7 protein-coding genes are annotated in these 17,869 nt (G+C 38.2%); all 7 read right to left on the bottom strand.

Annotated elements, in window-relative coordinates; translation table 11 throughout:
• Nucleotides 1–10: 10 nt before the first annotated feature.
• Complete coding sequence (locus FTV08_RS11860) at nt 11–973, bottom strand: hypothetical protein (protein WP_005028689.1); 963 nt, start codon at nt 971–973, stop codon at nt 11–13.
• Nucleotides 974–998: 25 nt separating this feature from the next.
• Complete coding sequence (locus FTV08_RS11865; protein WP_024160804.1) at nt 999–1,799, bottom strand: hypothetical protein; 801 nt, start codon at nt 1,797–1,799, stop codon at nt 999–1,001.
• Nucleotides 1,800–1,808: 9 nt separating this feature from the next.
• Nucleotides 1,809–2,237: a hypothetical protein gene (locus FTV08_RS11870; RefSeq protein WP_005028693.1), complete on the bottom strand. Its 429-nt coding sequence runs from the start codon at nt 2,235–2,237 to the stop codon at nt 1,809–1,811.
• A gap of 68 nt (nt 2,238–2,305) precedes the next feature.
• On the bottom strand, nt 2,306–3,199 hold the full coding sequence (locus FTV08_RS11875) for a hypothetical protein (RefSeq protein ID WP_005028694.1): 894 nt from the start codon (nt 3,197–3,199) through the stop codon (nt 2,306–2,308).
• Between the two features lie 2 nt (nt 3,200–3,201).
• On the bottom strand, nt 3,202–7,644 hold the full coding sequence (locus FTV08_RS11880; RefSeq protein ID WP_180087403.1) for a hypothetical protein: 4,443 nt from the start codon (nt 7,642–7,644) through the stop codon (nt 3,202–3,204).
• Nucleotides 7,645–7,956: 312 nt separating this feature from the next.
• Nucleotides 7,957–14,589 carry a strawberry notch C-terminal domain-containing protein gene (locus FTV08_RS11885; protein WP_005028698.1) on the bottom strand — a complete coding sequence of 2,211 codons (6,633 nt, stop codon included), beginning with the start codon at nt 14,587–14,589 and terminating at the stop codon, nt 7,957–7,959.
• Nucleotides 14,590–14,620: 31 nt separating this feature from the next.
• Nucleotides 14,621–16,255: a hypothetical protein gene (locus FTV08_RS11890; protein WP_005005782.1), complete on the bottom strand. Its 1,635-nt coding sequence runs from the start codon at nt 16,253–16,255 to the stop codon at nt 14,621–14,623.
• Nucleotides 16,256–17,869: the final 1,614 nt, after the last annotated feature.

Below are 17,869 nucleotides of genomic sequence, written 5' to 3' on the forward strand. Positions count from 1 at the left end.
CACCCCCAACTTAAGAGAAAAAGTCTTTAATTGATTGGGTGACAGAAGTAGATTCTGAACTTGAAGTTTTTGCGTTAGACGGTGTGCTAGTACTGGCTTTTTGATCAGTTGAATAAGAAACTGGACTAGTCGAGCTACTACCATTGATTGTATAAGTATCTCCACCCTCAAAAGCACCGCTAGGCATAACTAGACCAGGATCAAGTTTACCAAGTTGACCATTCACAGCAGTACCAAGCGCACCCGATACATCAGTATATTGACCAGCTTTGTTGATTTCACCTATAACATCATTCAATGGGCCAACAAGTTCAGTACTTGCAGTTTTCATTGCGTCACACGCTTTTTTAGTCGCGTAATCGACAACCATTTGTTGCGCTGCATTGATGATTGTATCAAGTGATGGAATAGTCACAGAAAGGTCAATGATTTTACCGATGTCAGCAAAACAGCCACCTTGACTAGCTGGACTGAACATTTTGTTAATATCGATTGGACGACCCCAAACCGTCATTTGTAGATCTAAGTTGTCTTTAACGACTTTACCGATCCCATCAGTTGCACATGATTCAATATTGGTTTGAATGTTTTGAGCAGCTGCTTGTTCACCTTTTTTAACCGCCATGAAGTTGTTTTCAGCAGCAGTAGAGTTGAATGACGAATTAGAACTGGTAGACGAATAATATCCGCTATTTGAATTCGACAAAGGCGTATCACCACCAGAGCTACTTGCAATGGTCGATGATGTTGCGATGTTTAAGTTACCCATGTTTTGAGTATTACTGGTAACAGAAGCAACGGAACTTTGTTGAACTGCAATAGCACTTGAACACCCAATAACGGTAGCAACAAAAATGCTTAAAGCACTTTTAGTTTTAAAAGCTGGCTTAACATTTTGTAGATTAGGGTTAGTCCTTAAAGTCTTGCCCCGAACTTGTTGTAGCCTTTTAGCTTTCTTGTGATTGTTACGCATATCTAGCCCTTTAAAAGAGTTATGATTAATGTTTTTTAGAAGCAAGTTCGCAAAGCACTACAACATCTTTTACTACAGCTTCACTACTTAAATATAAGGTAGCTATAAGGTGTTTTAACTCATATATCCTTTTAGCGAACTTATATATAGAATCATAATACCATTCTTCACCATATTGTAGTATATACTTCTCATTGGTTAAACATAGTTTTATGAATTCTTTTAAAATAGGACGCTTAAAAATAATAGCTGTCGTAATATATATAAACTGAGTACTAACCAAACACATTAAAGTATTAATTAGCTCTACTTCCTCTTTTAAGCATTCCTGTAAAACCGATGGCTTTAGGGTTTTAGAAAAACCTTCCTCAGTCACAATATCTTTTAAAAAACCTGAATCCGAGTACTTATTTTTCAGAAAATTACTTAATTCATGCACGTTCTTTAAGTAAATATTGATCTGATCTTTAGACGCAGTTTTGAAATGTTCCTCTACACGTTTTGGATCGTTTAACGTGATGTCGAGCATTTCAGATTCATTGTTTTTTTGATTTAAAAGCACAAAAGCGGTGAAGCTGGTAACTTTGCGTGTTTCGCCAAGATAGCCACTACTGCAAGCATTCAAAAAAACAAGGCAATGCTGTTCAGTAAGATACAAGCCGTATTCTTTTGGTGTACCTGGTTCAAAGAAATTGAGTGAACGCTTATCAAAATGAAAAGTGTTCTCTAAGGTCTGACAAAAGTAGTTAATAGAGTGTACAAAAGCTTCTGGTACAAAGGTTGTAGGCTCTTGAGACAATGCTATGTTTTGGCTTTCTATGCTCATTCCCACGATTTAGTCCTCTTTGAGAGGTAGGGCGTAATAGCCCATTTGACTTAAAACACGTAAAGGAATATCAAAGTTAAGACTTTGCGTTAGACCAGATTTAGGGTTAAAGGTTTTAGCTGAAGCTATAAACAAAGTTTGCTCATTAATAAACACTTGAATGCTATTCGTGACTTTTTGTTCATCAAGTATGACGCCACATACAATATCTAATTTCACATCAAACGTATAAGCATCCATTTGAACGTCTATTGATTCCCAATCGATCGTCATGAACAAGTTTTGGTTTTCAAATTCCAAATTACCTTCTTCAAGAGCTTTATGGATTAATCCCTTTTCTAATAATTCCAAGTAAAACGCATGTAAAGGCGTTGCATCTGCAAAACCATGAGGATTAAACGGCGTTCTTGTCGGTTCAGTGATTTTAGTTTGAATCATGTTTAACTCCATTAAAGGGTATTTAGATTCTATCTTAAAACACCCTAAATGTTTTTATTTAAAATTAATTAAAACCCATTGCTATAAGTTGAAGCGCTTTCTTTAGTTTTAACGTTTTCAAGATTGCTTTGCGTAATAGTATCTTTGTAATGCTGACTAAACGTATTTTTACCCGTTTCGTTTATGTTCTTAAGCTCATTTTTAATGACCTTAAGATAGTCTTGATATTTTGGTGACTGTTCTACATAAACTTCGGTCGCTGCAATTGAGAACATGTTCTTATCATTGGTTGCGATCGGAAATAGGGCAGTATAGGAAGCATCTTGCTTGAGCTGGTCTACAGTTGTTTGTTGCTCAATGATCTTCGCCTGATAGTCCAACAATGTTTTATTGATGTTTTCATGACTATGGATAACGAAATTCAACTGTCTGTCATTCGGACGTTCAAGGGTAAACGGCTGATCGATACCAGAAAGCTTATTACAGATCTCCATATTGTATCGGTAGGCTTCAAACGAGTCTGAAAAGTGATTAAAGTCTTTTCGGAGAGCATTATTGTTTTCTAAGTCTTGCTGAAAGTCTTGAAAGCATTGCAATACATATTCATCTTCATTTTTTTCAACGAATAATTGAGCGATGTTGGAGCACTGGTGCCGTTCGCAGAGATCCGCAAGCTTTTGAATGCTTTTAACCTCATTTTTCTTTTCTAAGATATTGCGTAAATGTAGCTGAGTTGCCCGATACTCTTGCATCAACATATTGTGATGCTCGACAAATAGCTCATAATCGCTTTTAAGGTACGGACTGGCACCTTCAATCTCACGCTCTACCTTTTCATGCTTAGAGTTGATTTGAACACGCTCACGCGTGGTATTCACTGTATTTTGACCAAAACCACCTAAGATTTTATCAAAAGTAATCATCGCATCGATGTCGCCAGTTACGTTTTTATAGAGATCCATGATTAACGCCCCAATGTTTGATCATTGTCATGATCGTTTCTACGTGCGACTTCTAAATCTATATGCTTATCAAGGTCACTCAAAAATTGAGATGTCGTATTTTTCTCAAGCTTTACTTGGTCTAAGTAGTTTTTAGTATTGAGATTCAAACCATCTTGGAGCGCTTCTAAGCGTAGGCCAGTTTTATCAAAATCAGCTTCAAGGATCTGATTCACTTCTTTGATTTTTTCCATGTCTTGCTGTTCTAGACGGTGTAACTTCACATCCTCATGAATCGCAGCGATATAGTGATCGGTTAAGATCTCTTGCTTTAAGTGCTGAAGCGCAATTTCCACGTTTCCTGTTTCGGCAATCACGGCGTTGAAGCTGTCAAAGATTTGACCTGTTTCAGCCGAGTTTCTAAATTCAACACTACGAGGCTCAACACTATTAAGGTTTACAAACTTGGCATCACCATACGCAGTAGGTAGTACTAGATGATCATCCATACATTCAAAAAGTTGCTTATATTCAGCATTCATAAGATTTGATGCTGCTTGAAGCTTTAAATCTTGTTGTAACGTGTCTAGGCGTTGGTTGAGATGTAGAAAGCTTTGAACATACATCTCGTTTTGAGAGTTTTCAGGCGCAACAACGGTTGAGGCCATACCTTTAACAACATTTTTCAGTTGCGTATTTTGAATCTGATCAGCAATTTGATTAAGCGCGTTAATGTGATCGGCTTTCACAAGGTTATTGTTTTTCAGTTGTTCAATAAATTGATTTTGTTCAATCACTTTTTCACTTTCCTTTTCGCTGAATAACGAATCTTTAATTTGTTGTTTCACCTGGTCCAAGTTAGAGAAGAGGTGAAGTACTTCTTGTTCATTGCTGTTATTGACTGCATTTAGCAATGTAACAAACACATCATGGCTGATTAGTTGTTGCTGATTATTTTCCGCATTCTGAAATTCAGCAATTTGACTACGGCTAATGACTTCAACACCAACATCATTGATATAGCTTGCGCCAATCGGGGAGAGTTGATTATCTGGAGCTTTTACGGCGTAGTACTCGCCTGATTTGCCATCATCTTTGGCGCATAGACCAATATATGTATTGCCATCTTGCGTAATGATTTTTGAACCGATGCTATTGAGTGCTGCAGAGGGTTGTAACGTACTCAAAGTTTGAATCAATTCTTTTTCGCGATTTTGATGAATTGCATTACTTACTGCCTGGTAAACTTCAGGATCTAAATAAGTCACCTGATTGGCAGATTCTTCATTGAGCGCCGTGACAGTATTCCACTCTAAAATATCTTTACGCGGTATCGTTGTAATACCGGCATTAATAATATCTTCCGTGGTAATTTGACGATCAAGGTTAGTAATGGCCACGGCGTTGTATTCGGGTGCAATTGATTTATGACCTTCCGAATCTGAAGTCAGTACCACGAATTGACCGTAATCCGTTTTCACCATGGCACCTACAACACTGAGCTTGCCTTCCAAAATCATTTTTGAAAGTTCAAGTTCACGTTCGGCAGATCTGGCATAAGTATTAGTCTGTTCTGCAGTATTGTTGATGGTATCGGCTTTGAGCTTGTCTAAATATTCACTTGAAAATTTACCAAGCGCATTTAACTCGTCTATCGGCTCGACAGACTCCAGCTCATACAGTGGAACGGTAGAGGATTCATTCACGATGTCTTTAAGATAAAGCACATCTTGTTCAGTGATATTTTCGAGATCTTCAATCACCGAAAGAGGCACAACGATCGCACGTTTATCCAGATTATCGGAAGCTATATCCAAAACAACCATATTGGTTTGGGTTGTTTCATCTTCATAAACCATACCGACAAACTGTTCAATTTCAGCATAAGAAACATTGTTGTGACGGTCTTTAAAGAATGCTTCTAAGTCAGAATCATGATCAACATAAATACTGTCATAAGGGTTCATTGGTTTACCGTCATTGTTTTGGTCTTGGCTTTGCGGTGCTGATTGAGTTGCCGACTGTTCTGCAGTATTGCCTTTAAACTTACCCAAAAGGTTTGAAAGTTTAGATTTGACTTTCTTTACTTGATCCGAAATTATTTGACCTGATTGATAGGCACGTTGAATAAACTGATCTTTGTATGAAGCTTTGGCTTCTTCAGTCATTTGTTCTGGATCTTGCCCTAATGGATATTCGGCACCAAGGAACATACGTGCTTGTTCTAAGTACTGAGAACAAATGGGTTCAAAAAAGCGACCTTCAAACTCATGGATCTTTTCAGACTTAATGCCTTCATGCAGTTCTTCAATTGAGAGAAACGTTACTTTGTCTTCAATCGCTTCTAGATAGAACGGCGTAATCGGGGTAGGTGCATCGCTACCTTCCACTTGAGGCGGTAAATCTGCTTCTTTAACTAGTTTGATAAATGGGGTAGAGGATTCAACACCTTCGACAGAATCCTTACCGACTACATCAATCACGATGTATTGTTCACCGTCAATGGCATAGACTTTACCGACATTTAGATCGAATTCTTCTAAGGTAACGCCGTCACGGTCTTTATTCAGTTGAGTGGTATATGGATCGTTTAAAAGAGGCAACATTTGCTCTTTAGAGATCGGTTTTAAAATATCGGCATTCTTACCAAGTTCAGTCAATTTTGATTTATCGGCTGTATTGGCAAGCTGTTCGGGTTGTTGTGCGTCTGGATGGTTACTTTTAACGGTAACATCAGGATTGATTGGTTTATCCCAAATGTTTTTCAGGTTATCAAGGCTTTTGTTCTTGTTGAACATGGCCATAATCGCTGCAATGATCAACTTGATTGTTTTCTTAACCAGTTCAATCATGACTGCAATCATTTTTGCACTGAGCGCAGCGAGTTCATCAGCGACCGTTCGTGGATGGCCGTGGCTATTTTCACGCGCTAAAGGAGGACGTTCGTTACCTTCCTCATTTCGCATATCCTTAAAGCTTTTAGAGGCAACGCTACTTGCAGCCAAACTTGCTTTGTCTTGTGGACCACCAGCAATGTTTAATGTGCTCTTTGGTGTACCTTTTGGTGCATTCGGATCAGCTGATTCAACATCTTCCTTTACTGTCTCTTTAGTCTTCTGATTTTCTTTATGTTCTTTCAAAAGTAGAGCAGCTTGTAACTGGTCGCTATGTTCACGGGTTTCTAATAACTGAATTACTTCCTTGGTTAACGTGTCCGTATTGAATTCAAGATAGTGAATCTCAAGTTGTTCAAGTCGAGCAGCTGTATGGTCGCTATTCACACGCCATTGATCCATGACGATAGATTTTGGCACTAAGCCAAGTTCTTCAGCTTCAATCCCACGAATTAAGCAAAAGTCACGCACTTGGCGCATCAATGCGTTAATTTGGTTTTTATCGGTTAATTCACCTGAAAAATAGGTATTCGGTGCACCCGTAACTTCGTTGTAGATCTGCTGTTTTGCTTCACGCACGACTTGGTTTTGGTTAATCAGGCCTTCAATCGCGAATTGACGATTACTCAGGAAGTTGAGGGCATTTTCTTTAGTTGCACCCTTCAGGCTTAAACCATAGTAGGGCTGAGTGATAAAAGATTTTGTCTCAAAGTTAAAGAGGGTTTTTTCAGCCACTTGAACGGCTTCAAATGGATTCTCTTCTTTGGAAAGGAGGAAATCAGGATCATTGTCTGATAGGTATAATTTAGAGTCTGCAGTTGTATAAACACGGTCTTCAACTGGCAATGAACTGTTATTTTCAGCAATATTGCCTAATCCTTGGTCCAGTGCGTTTTTAGTCTGGATTTTATTCAGAGCCGCAATAAACTTAAGATCATCATCATTCTGCAGATCAAGCCCGATGTCTGCAAAGAATTCTAATTGACTGGCTGGCTCTCTTTGCTCAAGTGCATCAAATACTTTACCAATCAGAACAGGATCAAGTTCAGCTAAATCATTGACAGTGACAGCGGAAAGATCAAACGTGTTTTCAGGAATGATGGACCGTTCATTCTCGTAATTCGGGTAACTACTACGCTCATAATCACCTTCGTCAAAAAACATCGGTTCATCATCGTTCAACCGAGTATCTTCAAGAGGGGGAGCGTAATCATAATCTGGGTGCCCAGGAGGTACAGAGTTACCGCCCATAGGCTGATCATATTGTTCATACTGATCATACTGATCATACTGATTATTTTGATACCCATCATCTTGCATGACTGGCGGTTCTTCCATTAATGGAGGTTCAGATAGGGGATCATTGGGATATGGTTCAGACTGGTATTGTTGCGATTGATCTTGTGCAACATTGTTTTGTTGTGGCGTAGGCTGGATGGATTGAAATTCCACGCCGTCCAAACTTAAATCATCCCACTGTTCCAGGCCCTCATTGAAAGTTAATGATTGGCCGTCTTGCAGTTGATCAAGTGTTTGCTCGTCAAAATTATCTTGTTTAGGGCTTTGGTCCATATTTGATCCTTATGACAGGTGGCCTTCCTGGTTTTAAGAGTCCTTTTTAGAATCTGTATCAACATTCCAAATAAAGTCTTCTTTAAAGTCAGAATTAAAACCAGTTGTGATGTCTAATTCACTGTCAAAATCCACTAAATCTGAGTTATTAGAAGATTCCTCTAAGGGATTAGAGTTGCACATAAAATACCTGTATTTGTTTTTTAAAACGTCAATGTGATCGTCACGGATATGATACATGGTATATACGAACTAGACCACACGTAATTGTTATTCACGTATGGTCTGGTATATACCTTTTAAGGGAGGGTTTTAGAAAGATAATTGCTGGATTTCTTGATCGTTATCTAAGGTTTTACCCTTAGGTAACTCAGCCTTATAAGCTGGCTCTTCTGGAGGATTAAGCATACGGTTAATTTCATTTAAAAAGTAATCATTACCATCAGGAAGCTTAGATTTTAAATCCAAAAAGGCAGCTTCAATTTTGGTTGTACTGTCCAGCTCGTCAACAAAGCGTTCAACATCCTTGAGATCAAGCGCAAATCTAAACTCATTACGGCCTGGCTCAGTAAAGTGGATGTTCAACGATTCATCTGTTTTACCGCCTTTAGGATCATGGAATACGTTGGTATTCGACATAAAGCGATTGAACTGTTTTGCAACAGATTTCACCGTCACATTAAAGCAGTCTGACCCGTTGTAGTAGAACTCAATACTTGCTTTCTTGTACGGGAAATTAACCTTAGTACCCACATAGTTATTGCGGTTGAAATCAATGTTTACAGGCAATTGATTAAAGAAGTTCGCAATCTCTTTAACTTGCTTAAACGTCACTTGGTTTTCAAGAGAGCTTTCAAACAAGTCAGTTGGTGTATTTGATGGCAATAATAACGCACGGTTACGCATACCATCAGCATCGGTAAATATAACGGTTGAATGTCGTAGATCTAGTGAGCTGACAATCTTATGTGCCTTGAACATATTGCCCGTTAAGGTAATCGCTTGTCGTGTGACATCACCAGACGGCGCTTTCTCAAAATAGGTACGCGTATAACGGGAATAATTGTTTTGTTCAGTAAATAAGTTCACCAAGGGTTGACGATCCTCAACATGACGTCTATTCACATCAGCATAAGAATAAAATTCAGGATTGAAGCGTTTTAGGATAATACGTCCTTTTTCACTCACTGGAGCTACCCAATCCAAGTCTTGCTTGGCATTTTGCATGGTGTAATTGATCAGTGGAACTTTAAACGACTTCTTATCACCAGGGTAAACCAAATCAAGCTTAACCGCATTCGGTGTGATTGCACCTACACGTAACGGCGGTAGGTCTAGACGTAGCAAAGCACCTGTTTTGTGATCTGGCGTCACTTCATCATCAAAAAGACTAGGTTTTGAGATAAGGAACAATAACCCATGCGCTGAATGACCTTCTTTTTCGTTCCTTTCCATAGAACGAGCCAAGAATTTTAGATCCTGAACAATTCGATACATGCGATCAAAGTTAGAGGTCAAAATAGGATCATTGGCAAGATAAACCGCTTCAGCTACTTTTTCAAAAGCATCTGCAGAGTGATCATCAGGTTTACGAAATTGAATATCATCAATGTGTTTTACATTGGCTTCAACAACACCGAAATGATCAAATACTTCGTGTCGATAATCACGAATCACTTCACCACGCATTTGCCCATTTTTGAAAAATAACTTTTGCTTAGCAAAGCCTTCATATTTTTGGTACATCAATGCCTCAAAGTTATAGGCATAGTGTAGTAGTCCGTGTACCGTTTCATTGATGTTTTCATTGATACGTTTAAATTGACGCACCAGATAATCATCACTTTCTTTGAACATGAGTTTTAGATTGTCAGCACGTAATGGCTCAACATGTTCAATGTATTGCAGACCTTCAAAACGCACAGGTAGATCAAAGGTATTGATCTTGGCTGCTTCTGTTTCTGAAGTCACGGTAAAGAAGTTGTCCTTCACTTCAAACTCACGGACTTTTTTAGCTTTCCAGTCTAAAAAGTTGGTCTTGAGAGGGTTACGACCCAACAAGTCTAATTCACGGATCTTATCGTTATAGTCAACAACCAAGTCTTGATAAACCTGTTCTTGCTGACTAATCGGCATCAAAATCAGTTTAGATAGCAACTGGTTCACATGATAGTTTTGCGCCGTGCGATATGATGGTCCTTTTTCATCATCCGAAATATCAATATCAAGTGTGTTCGCCAAGTTTACGTTATTTTTTAAATAGTCCAACGCTACCCGGTTGCCAATGTAGTTGAGCATGTCAGGATAATCGTTTTCGTTAAACTTGGTTTCTGAGTTGGCAGAGACGTTCGCTGATAGGGTAGACAGTTTACGCATCATCATTAAGTGCATACGTGTTTCTGCTGGAATACCCGAATCTACTGTCGTCATAATCGGATGTGATTCTTCACCACGGCGACCCACACGACCGATCATCTGAATCGTATCGGTAGAGTTCTCAGGTTTTTGCAAGAAAAACAACTCACGTTGGCGCAAGTGATCCGATGGAATTGTAGGATCAGGGTTTTTGGCTGCATGTAGAGAAATACCCGTACAACCAGAGCGAGTCACAATAACAACATCGATTTCACCAGATTGGAATTTTGATTGAACCAAAATCTTACCTTGTGTCGTATTGTTCTCTTGTTTATTAACCTTCCATTTGCCGTCTCTTGTTTCCGTTAAGTGGATCTGACGGCCAGAGATTTCATCAATCTTGAAGCCAGCTTTTGTCACCTTGTTACGTAGTACGTCCAAAGGCATCAAAGGTAGGTCAGGGAACTTTTGAATCTTTTCTTTGATACGATCCAAAATGATTTTATACGGACTTACCACTGGATCGCCGTTTTCATTAAATGTCACTTCCGTACTGAGCTTCTTAACGAACGAGTTACCGTAGTTATCTTCAGCTTTCACCACATCGATGCGATCTAACATCACTTCAAGCAAGTCACGGAATTGTGGGAGTTCATCTAAAACAGAAATTTGACTTTGCAGATAGCTACCGCGCTTATATTCAAGCTTAGTCAATTCCTTTTGAATATTTTTCGCTGCTTTTTCATCGCCAGCGTCACGGTTTTCTTTGATCATGAGTTTTTGAAGCTCATTTTCAAGAAATTCAATTTCTGACGATACCGACTTGAAGTTATTAAACGCTTTTTCTTTTTCAGGCGAATCAGCGGTAACGTCTTGCGCCGTATCTGCTTTTAAAATCGCTTCCATGCGACTTTGCATCAAAATGTTGAATAGACTCTCACCCGTATTTTCCAAACCAATCACGGGCTTTCTACCCTCATGTAATGCCTGAATCACAGCATCACTTGTAGAGTCAGTTTTCAATGCCAATAGGAATTGCTTTTGGATCTGGTACATTCGAGATCCAAAGTTCATCACACTCAAACTTAAACGGTTTTTCGGATCGTCTGAATCCTGATGAAAGTCTAAATTGGCAACAGCATCATCATCATTGGCAATGTTTTCTAGCGCATCGAGGCGAATATCTTTAGAAAATTTCACCATGTCCGTCAAGATGTCAGAAAGAACATCTGAGTAATTGTGAAATTTCTTAATTTCCTCTTCAGTTGGCACAAAGGTTTGAATGGTAATGTGCGAGAGATCTTGCTCTCTACGAATCATGGCAGAGCTGTCTACCAAACCTTCAGAAATAAACTCCAAAATTGGACCATCTGCATTATCGATAACCTTTTGTAAGTCATTACGAGATACGGATCGAGGGAACAATTTATGGAAGAATTCAAGATTTTCAGGTTTCTTAATTGCCGATGCAGACTGGAAATTAATTAGATTGGTCTGATCAATAACATCTAAGAAAAATTGACTTGTAGCTGATTTCAAGGATGCTGCACGGTGCGTTTCATCCATCACCAAAACAGTGTCTTGATTAATAAAACGAGTCAATAACGCACGTTTCCGGTTTGGTCGGTTAAATTGGCTATACGTTGCCAATACCAAGTCATGTTGCGCTGGAATATCTTCAATTTCCTTAGGTAGATCTTGGCCAGTGAATAAAACCTCTTCAGTACCAAAGCGGTTAATCACAGCATCCGAGTTAAAGATAAACGGATCTTTAAAGAACTTGTCACTGTCTGTAGCAACAATATCACGCCAAATGTCGTTCAAGAGTTGCGTTGTATCTGTAAGGAAAACAGGGGGCTTTCCTCTTAACGCACTATATCGTAAACACGCAGCTGCAATACGACCTTTACCTAAACCCGTCTGGTCGCCAATAAGCACAGGTAAGTTTTGGTCAAAACGTAAAATGATATGGGCAACCGCATCGACCTGTTCACATGCAAAAGCGGACTTTAGTGCATCAAAATTGTCATATTGCAATTTCTTAGCGACATAGGCATCAACAAGAGTAGGGTAGTTACCATTATCGACTTCAGCTTGGAAATTGATACCCCCAAAACCTAATACATTTTGGATGTGTGTAGTCAATTGAGCATTTGCCTGATTAATCGCTTTAATCTGGTTTTTAGCCACTAAAGCAATTGGCTCAGATGCCATAGACATCGGTATATACTTAACTTGGTATATATTTTCCGGAGTTGGTTCTGTTGTGTTTTCAGCATTAGGAACAGGAACAATCGGCTGTAAATTTGATTGGTCAGATTCAACAGTCGGTTCTTCTTTTTGCTCAGTACCGATCGCTAATTCAGAATTTAACTTAGCAATCTCTTCAGCAGTTAAACCCGGTTCCTGTTTTACTTGCTCTACCGCTGGTTCTTCAGCTGGTGTTTGTTCAGGTGTTTCACCCTCATTGGTCGCCGTGGTATCACCTACTTGAAGATTAACGTCATCGTCAAGGTCTTCATCCAGATTTTGGTTCTCGTGCGGATTCTTTACCTCAGGCACGAAATCATTGTCATTTTCATTTTCAAACGTTGGTGTAGCTTCAGTTGGTGTAGGTACATCATCATCTGAACTGGTTGTTTGCGTACTAACTTCAACGGTTCCGAAGTCAAAAGAAACTTTATTCGGTTTTGATTTAGGTTTACGACCAAACATCGGTTTTGGTTTGACAGCTTCCTCTTGCTTAATCTCTTCTTCTTTAGCGACCACGACTTCATCAAACATAGTGACTGCAGACGTAGGCGTTACACTTGATGCAATATCTTCAAGTGGCGAAACAGGCTGTTCATCACCTAGACTGGCAAACAAATCGTCATTTTCTTTTTCAACAGGCTTAACCTCAACAACAGGTTCAACCACTGGTGCTTGTTGTGCTTGTTGCTCAACTGGAGTCGGAGTAGTTGGCTTGAAGTATAGATCCTTATTCGGATTCAAACGATTATAGATTACGTTATTAGCCCATCCCCAAAGTTCGTCATAGTCCGTAATGACTTTCAACTTATCTGGTACCACAGAAGATTGGTAAGTTTGTAGTAACGCTTGTTCGTTTTTACGATTGCCTACCACTAACATACGAACATTTTGATTAGCGCCGTTTCGTGCATATGCATTGCCGTGGATTTCTACAACCGCCTCAACTTCATAATGCTTATAGAGATAATTAAGTAAATTCTTTGATTTACGCTCAACCGTACCATCTGAAATCTGTTTATCTGAGCCAATAATGAAAACTGAACGCCCTTGATCGTTTCGTGCGTTTAGTGATTTAACCAGAATGGCATGGTCCAATTTATCCGTACTGAACCAGACGTTTTCTGATGGATCTACCAATAATGGGTTTGGATCTACGCCGTTACGCTGTTGAACCAAAATTGGTGCAACACGTTCTAGTTTATCCATAGCACCAAAAGGAGGGTTGGCAATCACATAGTCAACTTTTTGCTTAAACGTTTGCTCAAAATCAATTTGTGTAGCATCTGCAGTAACAACCGTGCATTCATAATTTTGAGTCAGTGCTTTTGTACGTTCAGCACGTTTGGGATCTAACTCAACCGCATAGACAGAAGCATTACGCTCTTGGGTTAATAAACCGATTAAAGATCCATTACCCACAGTTGGCTCGAGCACGGAAAAGTTTTGTTTTGTTCGGTTATCACCCTCAATCAATAAGCGCTGAGCCACAAGTGACATCGGGATTGGAGTCGAATATTGCTGTAACATACGAATCGTATTGTTTCGCATGGTCTTAGTCGGCATGCGATTGTATAACGCTAAACTCGTTTTAAATGAGCTCTCAGTAAAATCAAGCTCACCTAACTTTTCGACCATCACTGTTTCAAGCGCTTCTTCTGCAGTATGGATCTGTTTATCTGTTACCTTGGATACATCAACGTCAGCATTTTTGGCTTGCGTGATTAGAGCTAAAAACTTTAAAAAGTCCTGGTGATTATGGCTCTTTGTTTCATGTTCTAATTGATAGATATAGCCTCTTAAGCATTCTTTTAAATCTTTTTGCTTGGTCGCACGTAAGTACAGACTAGACGGCTGATCATTAGGACCTTCAGGTATTTGCGTACCTTGGGCATTCACGTAAAAACGGTTATGAGCTGAAGCATAGATTTTGTTGCCATCAGAGTTATAACCGAGTGGAGTTGCACTATTCAACGCAACGTTCAATCGTTGTGGCACCAATGTTTTTGCTTGGGCATTGAACAAATCATGCAATTCTTGGCGAGTCGCAAGCACACTACGGATAAATTCTTTTGGAATACCCAAAACTTCATGAAACAGTCTTGGTTTGATCGTTTCATTCAAATTGTATTGATACAAGTGACCGTCAAAGTGAGGATAAGCCTCAAACTTCATCGGTGTAAAACCAATGTTATTCAAATTTTCTTTAGATAGTTTTTTTTGAACGTCCAATAAGAGTAATTGGCTATCCGTCTGGCCAACACGCCGTACATCGAGATATACACCAGCTTGTGATAAGTCGATCCATTTAATTTTTTCGTTTAAATCATGAGTAGTCATAGCGAACCTGAAGAAGAATTATTAAATTTGATTAAAAAGTCATGTCGTTATAGACATCAGAAGTCGCAGCCTTTTCTTGGCTTTTCTTAACATCCATTTCTGGCTGTCTGACTTTCATCATTAACTCTTGTGGATCAGGTAAAAGATCGTGGTTGAAGTTCTTAGATAACGGACTATCGATTGAAGCTTTATGTTGCTGTACATGCTCTACCGTAATTTCTGAAAAGTTCAACGCATTCATACGGGTTTGAGTAAGTTCAACAGGCTCGATAAACGAGACAAAACAATTATTCGAGTTCCGTTGGTGTGGTTGAATAACAATAAACGCTTCAGCAAATTGCTGTTTTGCATGCGTCAATTTATTCATGGTCTGACGATCAACTTGACTTAAAAATTGAGGATTTAAGTCGTGCGGTTTTGGATTGCCGTAGTCATCGGTAAATTGATTCACTAGGGGAGGTGCACCAACACCACGAACACCCTCACCAGTACGTAAATCTATTTCTGGATCTACCTTGCGAAAACCAGCGTGAGGCGTTTTATTGTTGAAAAATTTCTTTAAGAACGTGTCTTTGTAAAGCGCACCTAGTTGTAGTTGTTGGCCATGATAAACCTCAGGCAGTAATTTTTGACTCACCAAGCCAGCGTAAAGACGTTTTAAATTTTGATTTTTTTCTTTGTCTACATCTTCATTGTAGAACACTTTAATTTGTCGATCGCCAAGTAATGCAAACAGGGCAATACGGGCCTGGTCCATAACATAAACGTTCTGAGCCTGTTTATCGAACTGGTCTTTTTCATGCTGGTTGGATGGTACAAAATTTGGATCAAAAGTTGCGGTGTGAAAGTCATTGCCGTTCAAAATATCTTTGATACTTTCAATCGGATCTTTAGCAACCCGATAAGACTTTTTAGTTTTATCAATACCGCCACGTTGCATCAACGGATCTGGCTTAGCGAATTGCTTAACACTTTCACGATCAGCACTGTCATAGGTTGGAATCAATGGGATTGTAGTTAATACAGAACCAGACTCATAGCGCACAACAATTTTTGAAAATGGAATGCGCTCAGGTTGGTTGTCAGTACTATTCGATAAAGATTTAACAAGAAGCTGTAAATTATTTTTAATAATAGCGTTATGAAGTGCTGGAGAATTAATTTTTACATTGGGCACTTGCATATGTGCTGCATCTTCAATGATTTGAGCTTTAACAAAGAAATCGCCGTTTTTTTGTTGATGCACATTGATAGAAGTGACTGCTTTGATTAATTGTGAATTCGGGTTGTTACTCATTACGTTGCACCACTGAGCAACATAAGTTTTATAACCGTCAAGAGATTCGTAGGGTGAGTCAACACATTTGTCAAAACAGATAATTCGACCACGGTTAGCACCGCGATTATGTGTGTCTAATGAAGTACGTTGGTTACGTCCAGAATCAAATTTTGCGTGGACTTCATCTACTGAAACATTCTCAGTATGATGCTTGTTGAGTTTATTAATGATCTTCGTGAATTCTTCAGATGAACTCATTCGTATGCGAACTGGTTCATTGGTAGACATATCAAAGCCGTATGCATACAGCTCGTCTTGTTCATCATGTTTGTAAAATTGATCTACAGTCATGACGATACGTTTAATCGTATTATCACTTTTACTCATTTCTTAAATTCCACGCTTTATATTTTTGATTGCTGGTCATTGACTCAAGCTATTTATAAAATACTACAAAACCTCATTGGTATATACTAAGGAGGCAAATAAAAAATTAAAAAATATATTAAAAAGTTTAAGAGTAAATTTTTAAAAAGAAATTTTTTGTTTATTATCTTTCTAATTAAGGGAAGTTAATTAGGGACATTTTTTATGCTTATTTTTCATGATATTACAGGATTAGTACGGAAAAACACAAATGGTACGAGCGAAAATCAAATTCATTTGAGCGCAAATTGAATTTGAATTTTTAGAAAATAAGGCGTTTTTAGCTGGTTTTTGATGTTTTTATCCACTTTCCTATTAAATTCTATCCACAAATTAAGTTCTTGTATATTAGAATGAATTTAAAAATATGAGTAAAATATTGTTCATTTTTTAGCTTTTTGCAATATTGGAAATTTGCAAACTAGCAAGTGTTGTAAGTCGCTGTTTATAATAAAATTAAATAGAATAAAAAATACTTCCAGCGCAAATTAAATTCATTTGAGCGCAAATTAAATTCAAAACGTTGCGGATAACTTCTCCAATTTCCTGAGAGCCTTGATAATAAAGACTTTCAGATTTTATGAGGAATAGCCCTTATATATGACCCAACGATCGCTATTTAGCTTGTTTTACGACAAATCAATAACTTACGCCATTAGGACGGAAGAAAGTTTACAACCCATTTATAAAAAACTTTCGCTGAGTTCAGACTATAACAGAAAATCAATGAGTTACGCCATTAGGACGGAAGAAAGTTTACATCCACTTATAAAAAACTTTCGCTCGTATTTTGACACAACTATAAATCAATAACTTACGTCATTAGGACGGAAGAAAGTTTACAACCCATTTATAAAAAACTTTCGCTGGAAGTTAGGTACAGCCAAAAAGTTATAACCTAACCTTAAAACATACTAAACATACTATCTATGATAGTTGAGCTATTGGATCTGGACAAAAAAGTAAAATCAATAACTTACGCTATTAGGACGGAAGAAAGTTTACAACCCATTTATAAAAAACTTTCGCTCGTATTTTGGCACCACTATAAATCAACAACTTACATCATTAGGACGGAAGAAAGTTTACACCCACTTATAAAAAACTTTCGCTCGAAATTTGCCAGCAATATAAATCAACAACTTACATCATTAGGACGGAAGAAAGTTTACAACCCATTTATAAAAAACTTTCGCTCGAAATTTGCCAGCACTATAAATCAACAACTTACATCATTAGGACGGAAGAAAGTTTACAACCCATTTATAAAAAAGTTTCGCTCGAAATTTGCCAGCACTATAAATCAACAACTTACATCATTAGGACGGAAGAAAGTTTACAACCCATTTATAAAAAAGTTTCGCTCGTATTTTGGCACCACTATAAAACAATAACTTACGTCATTAGGACGGAAGAAAGTTTACAAACCATTTATAAAAAAGTTTCGCTGGGTGCCTATCTTGAGCACATATTTATTTGATCAAGTATTACATTGGTTAACTTACATTGTAATTGTGAATATTACTCATATAAGGCACTGTTTTTCATAGTCTTATTTATTAAGAAATTACTGTT

It is taken from the genome of Acinetobacter sp. YH12226 (assembly GCF_013417805.1).
In the GTDB taxonomy this organism is placed as follows: domain Bacteria; phylum Pseudomonadota; class Gammaproteobacteria; order Pseudomonadales; family Moraxellaceae; genus Acinetobacter.

What these genes read in the sequence shown, in the direction of transcription:
- FTV08_RS11860 (WP_005028689.1), bottom strand. Translation starts at nt 973, where the DNA reads ATGCGTAACAATCACAAGAAAGCTAAAAGGCTACAACAAGTTCGGGGC.
- FTV08_RS11865 (WP_024160804.1), bottom strand. Translation starts at nt 1,799, where the DNA reads ATGAGCATAGAAAGCCAAAACATAGCATTGTCTCAAGAGCCTACAACC.
- FTV08_RS11870 (WP_005028693.1), bottom strand. Translation starts at nt 2,237, where the DNA reads ATGATTCAAACTAAAATCACTGAACCGACAAGAACGCCGTTTAATCCT.
- FTV08_RS11875 (WP_005028694.1), bottom strand. Translation starts at nt 3,199, where the DNA reads ATGGATCTCTATAAAAACGTAACTGGCGACATCGATGCGATGATTACT.
- FTV08_RS11880 (WP_180087403.1), bottom strand. Translation starts at nt 7,644, where the DNA reads ATGGACCAAAGCCCTAAACAAGATAATTTTGACGAGCAAACACTTGAT.
- FTV08_RS11885 (WP_005028698.1), bottom strand. Translation starts at nt 14,589, where the DNA reads ATGACTACTCATGATTTAAACGAAAAAATTAAATGGATCGACTTATCA.
- FTV08_RS11890 (WP_005005782.1), bottom strand. Translation starts at nt 16,255, where the DNA reads ATGAGTAAAAGTGATAATACGATTAAACGTATCGTCATGACTGTAGAT.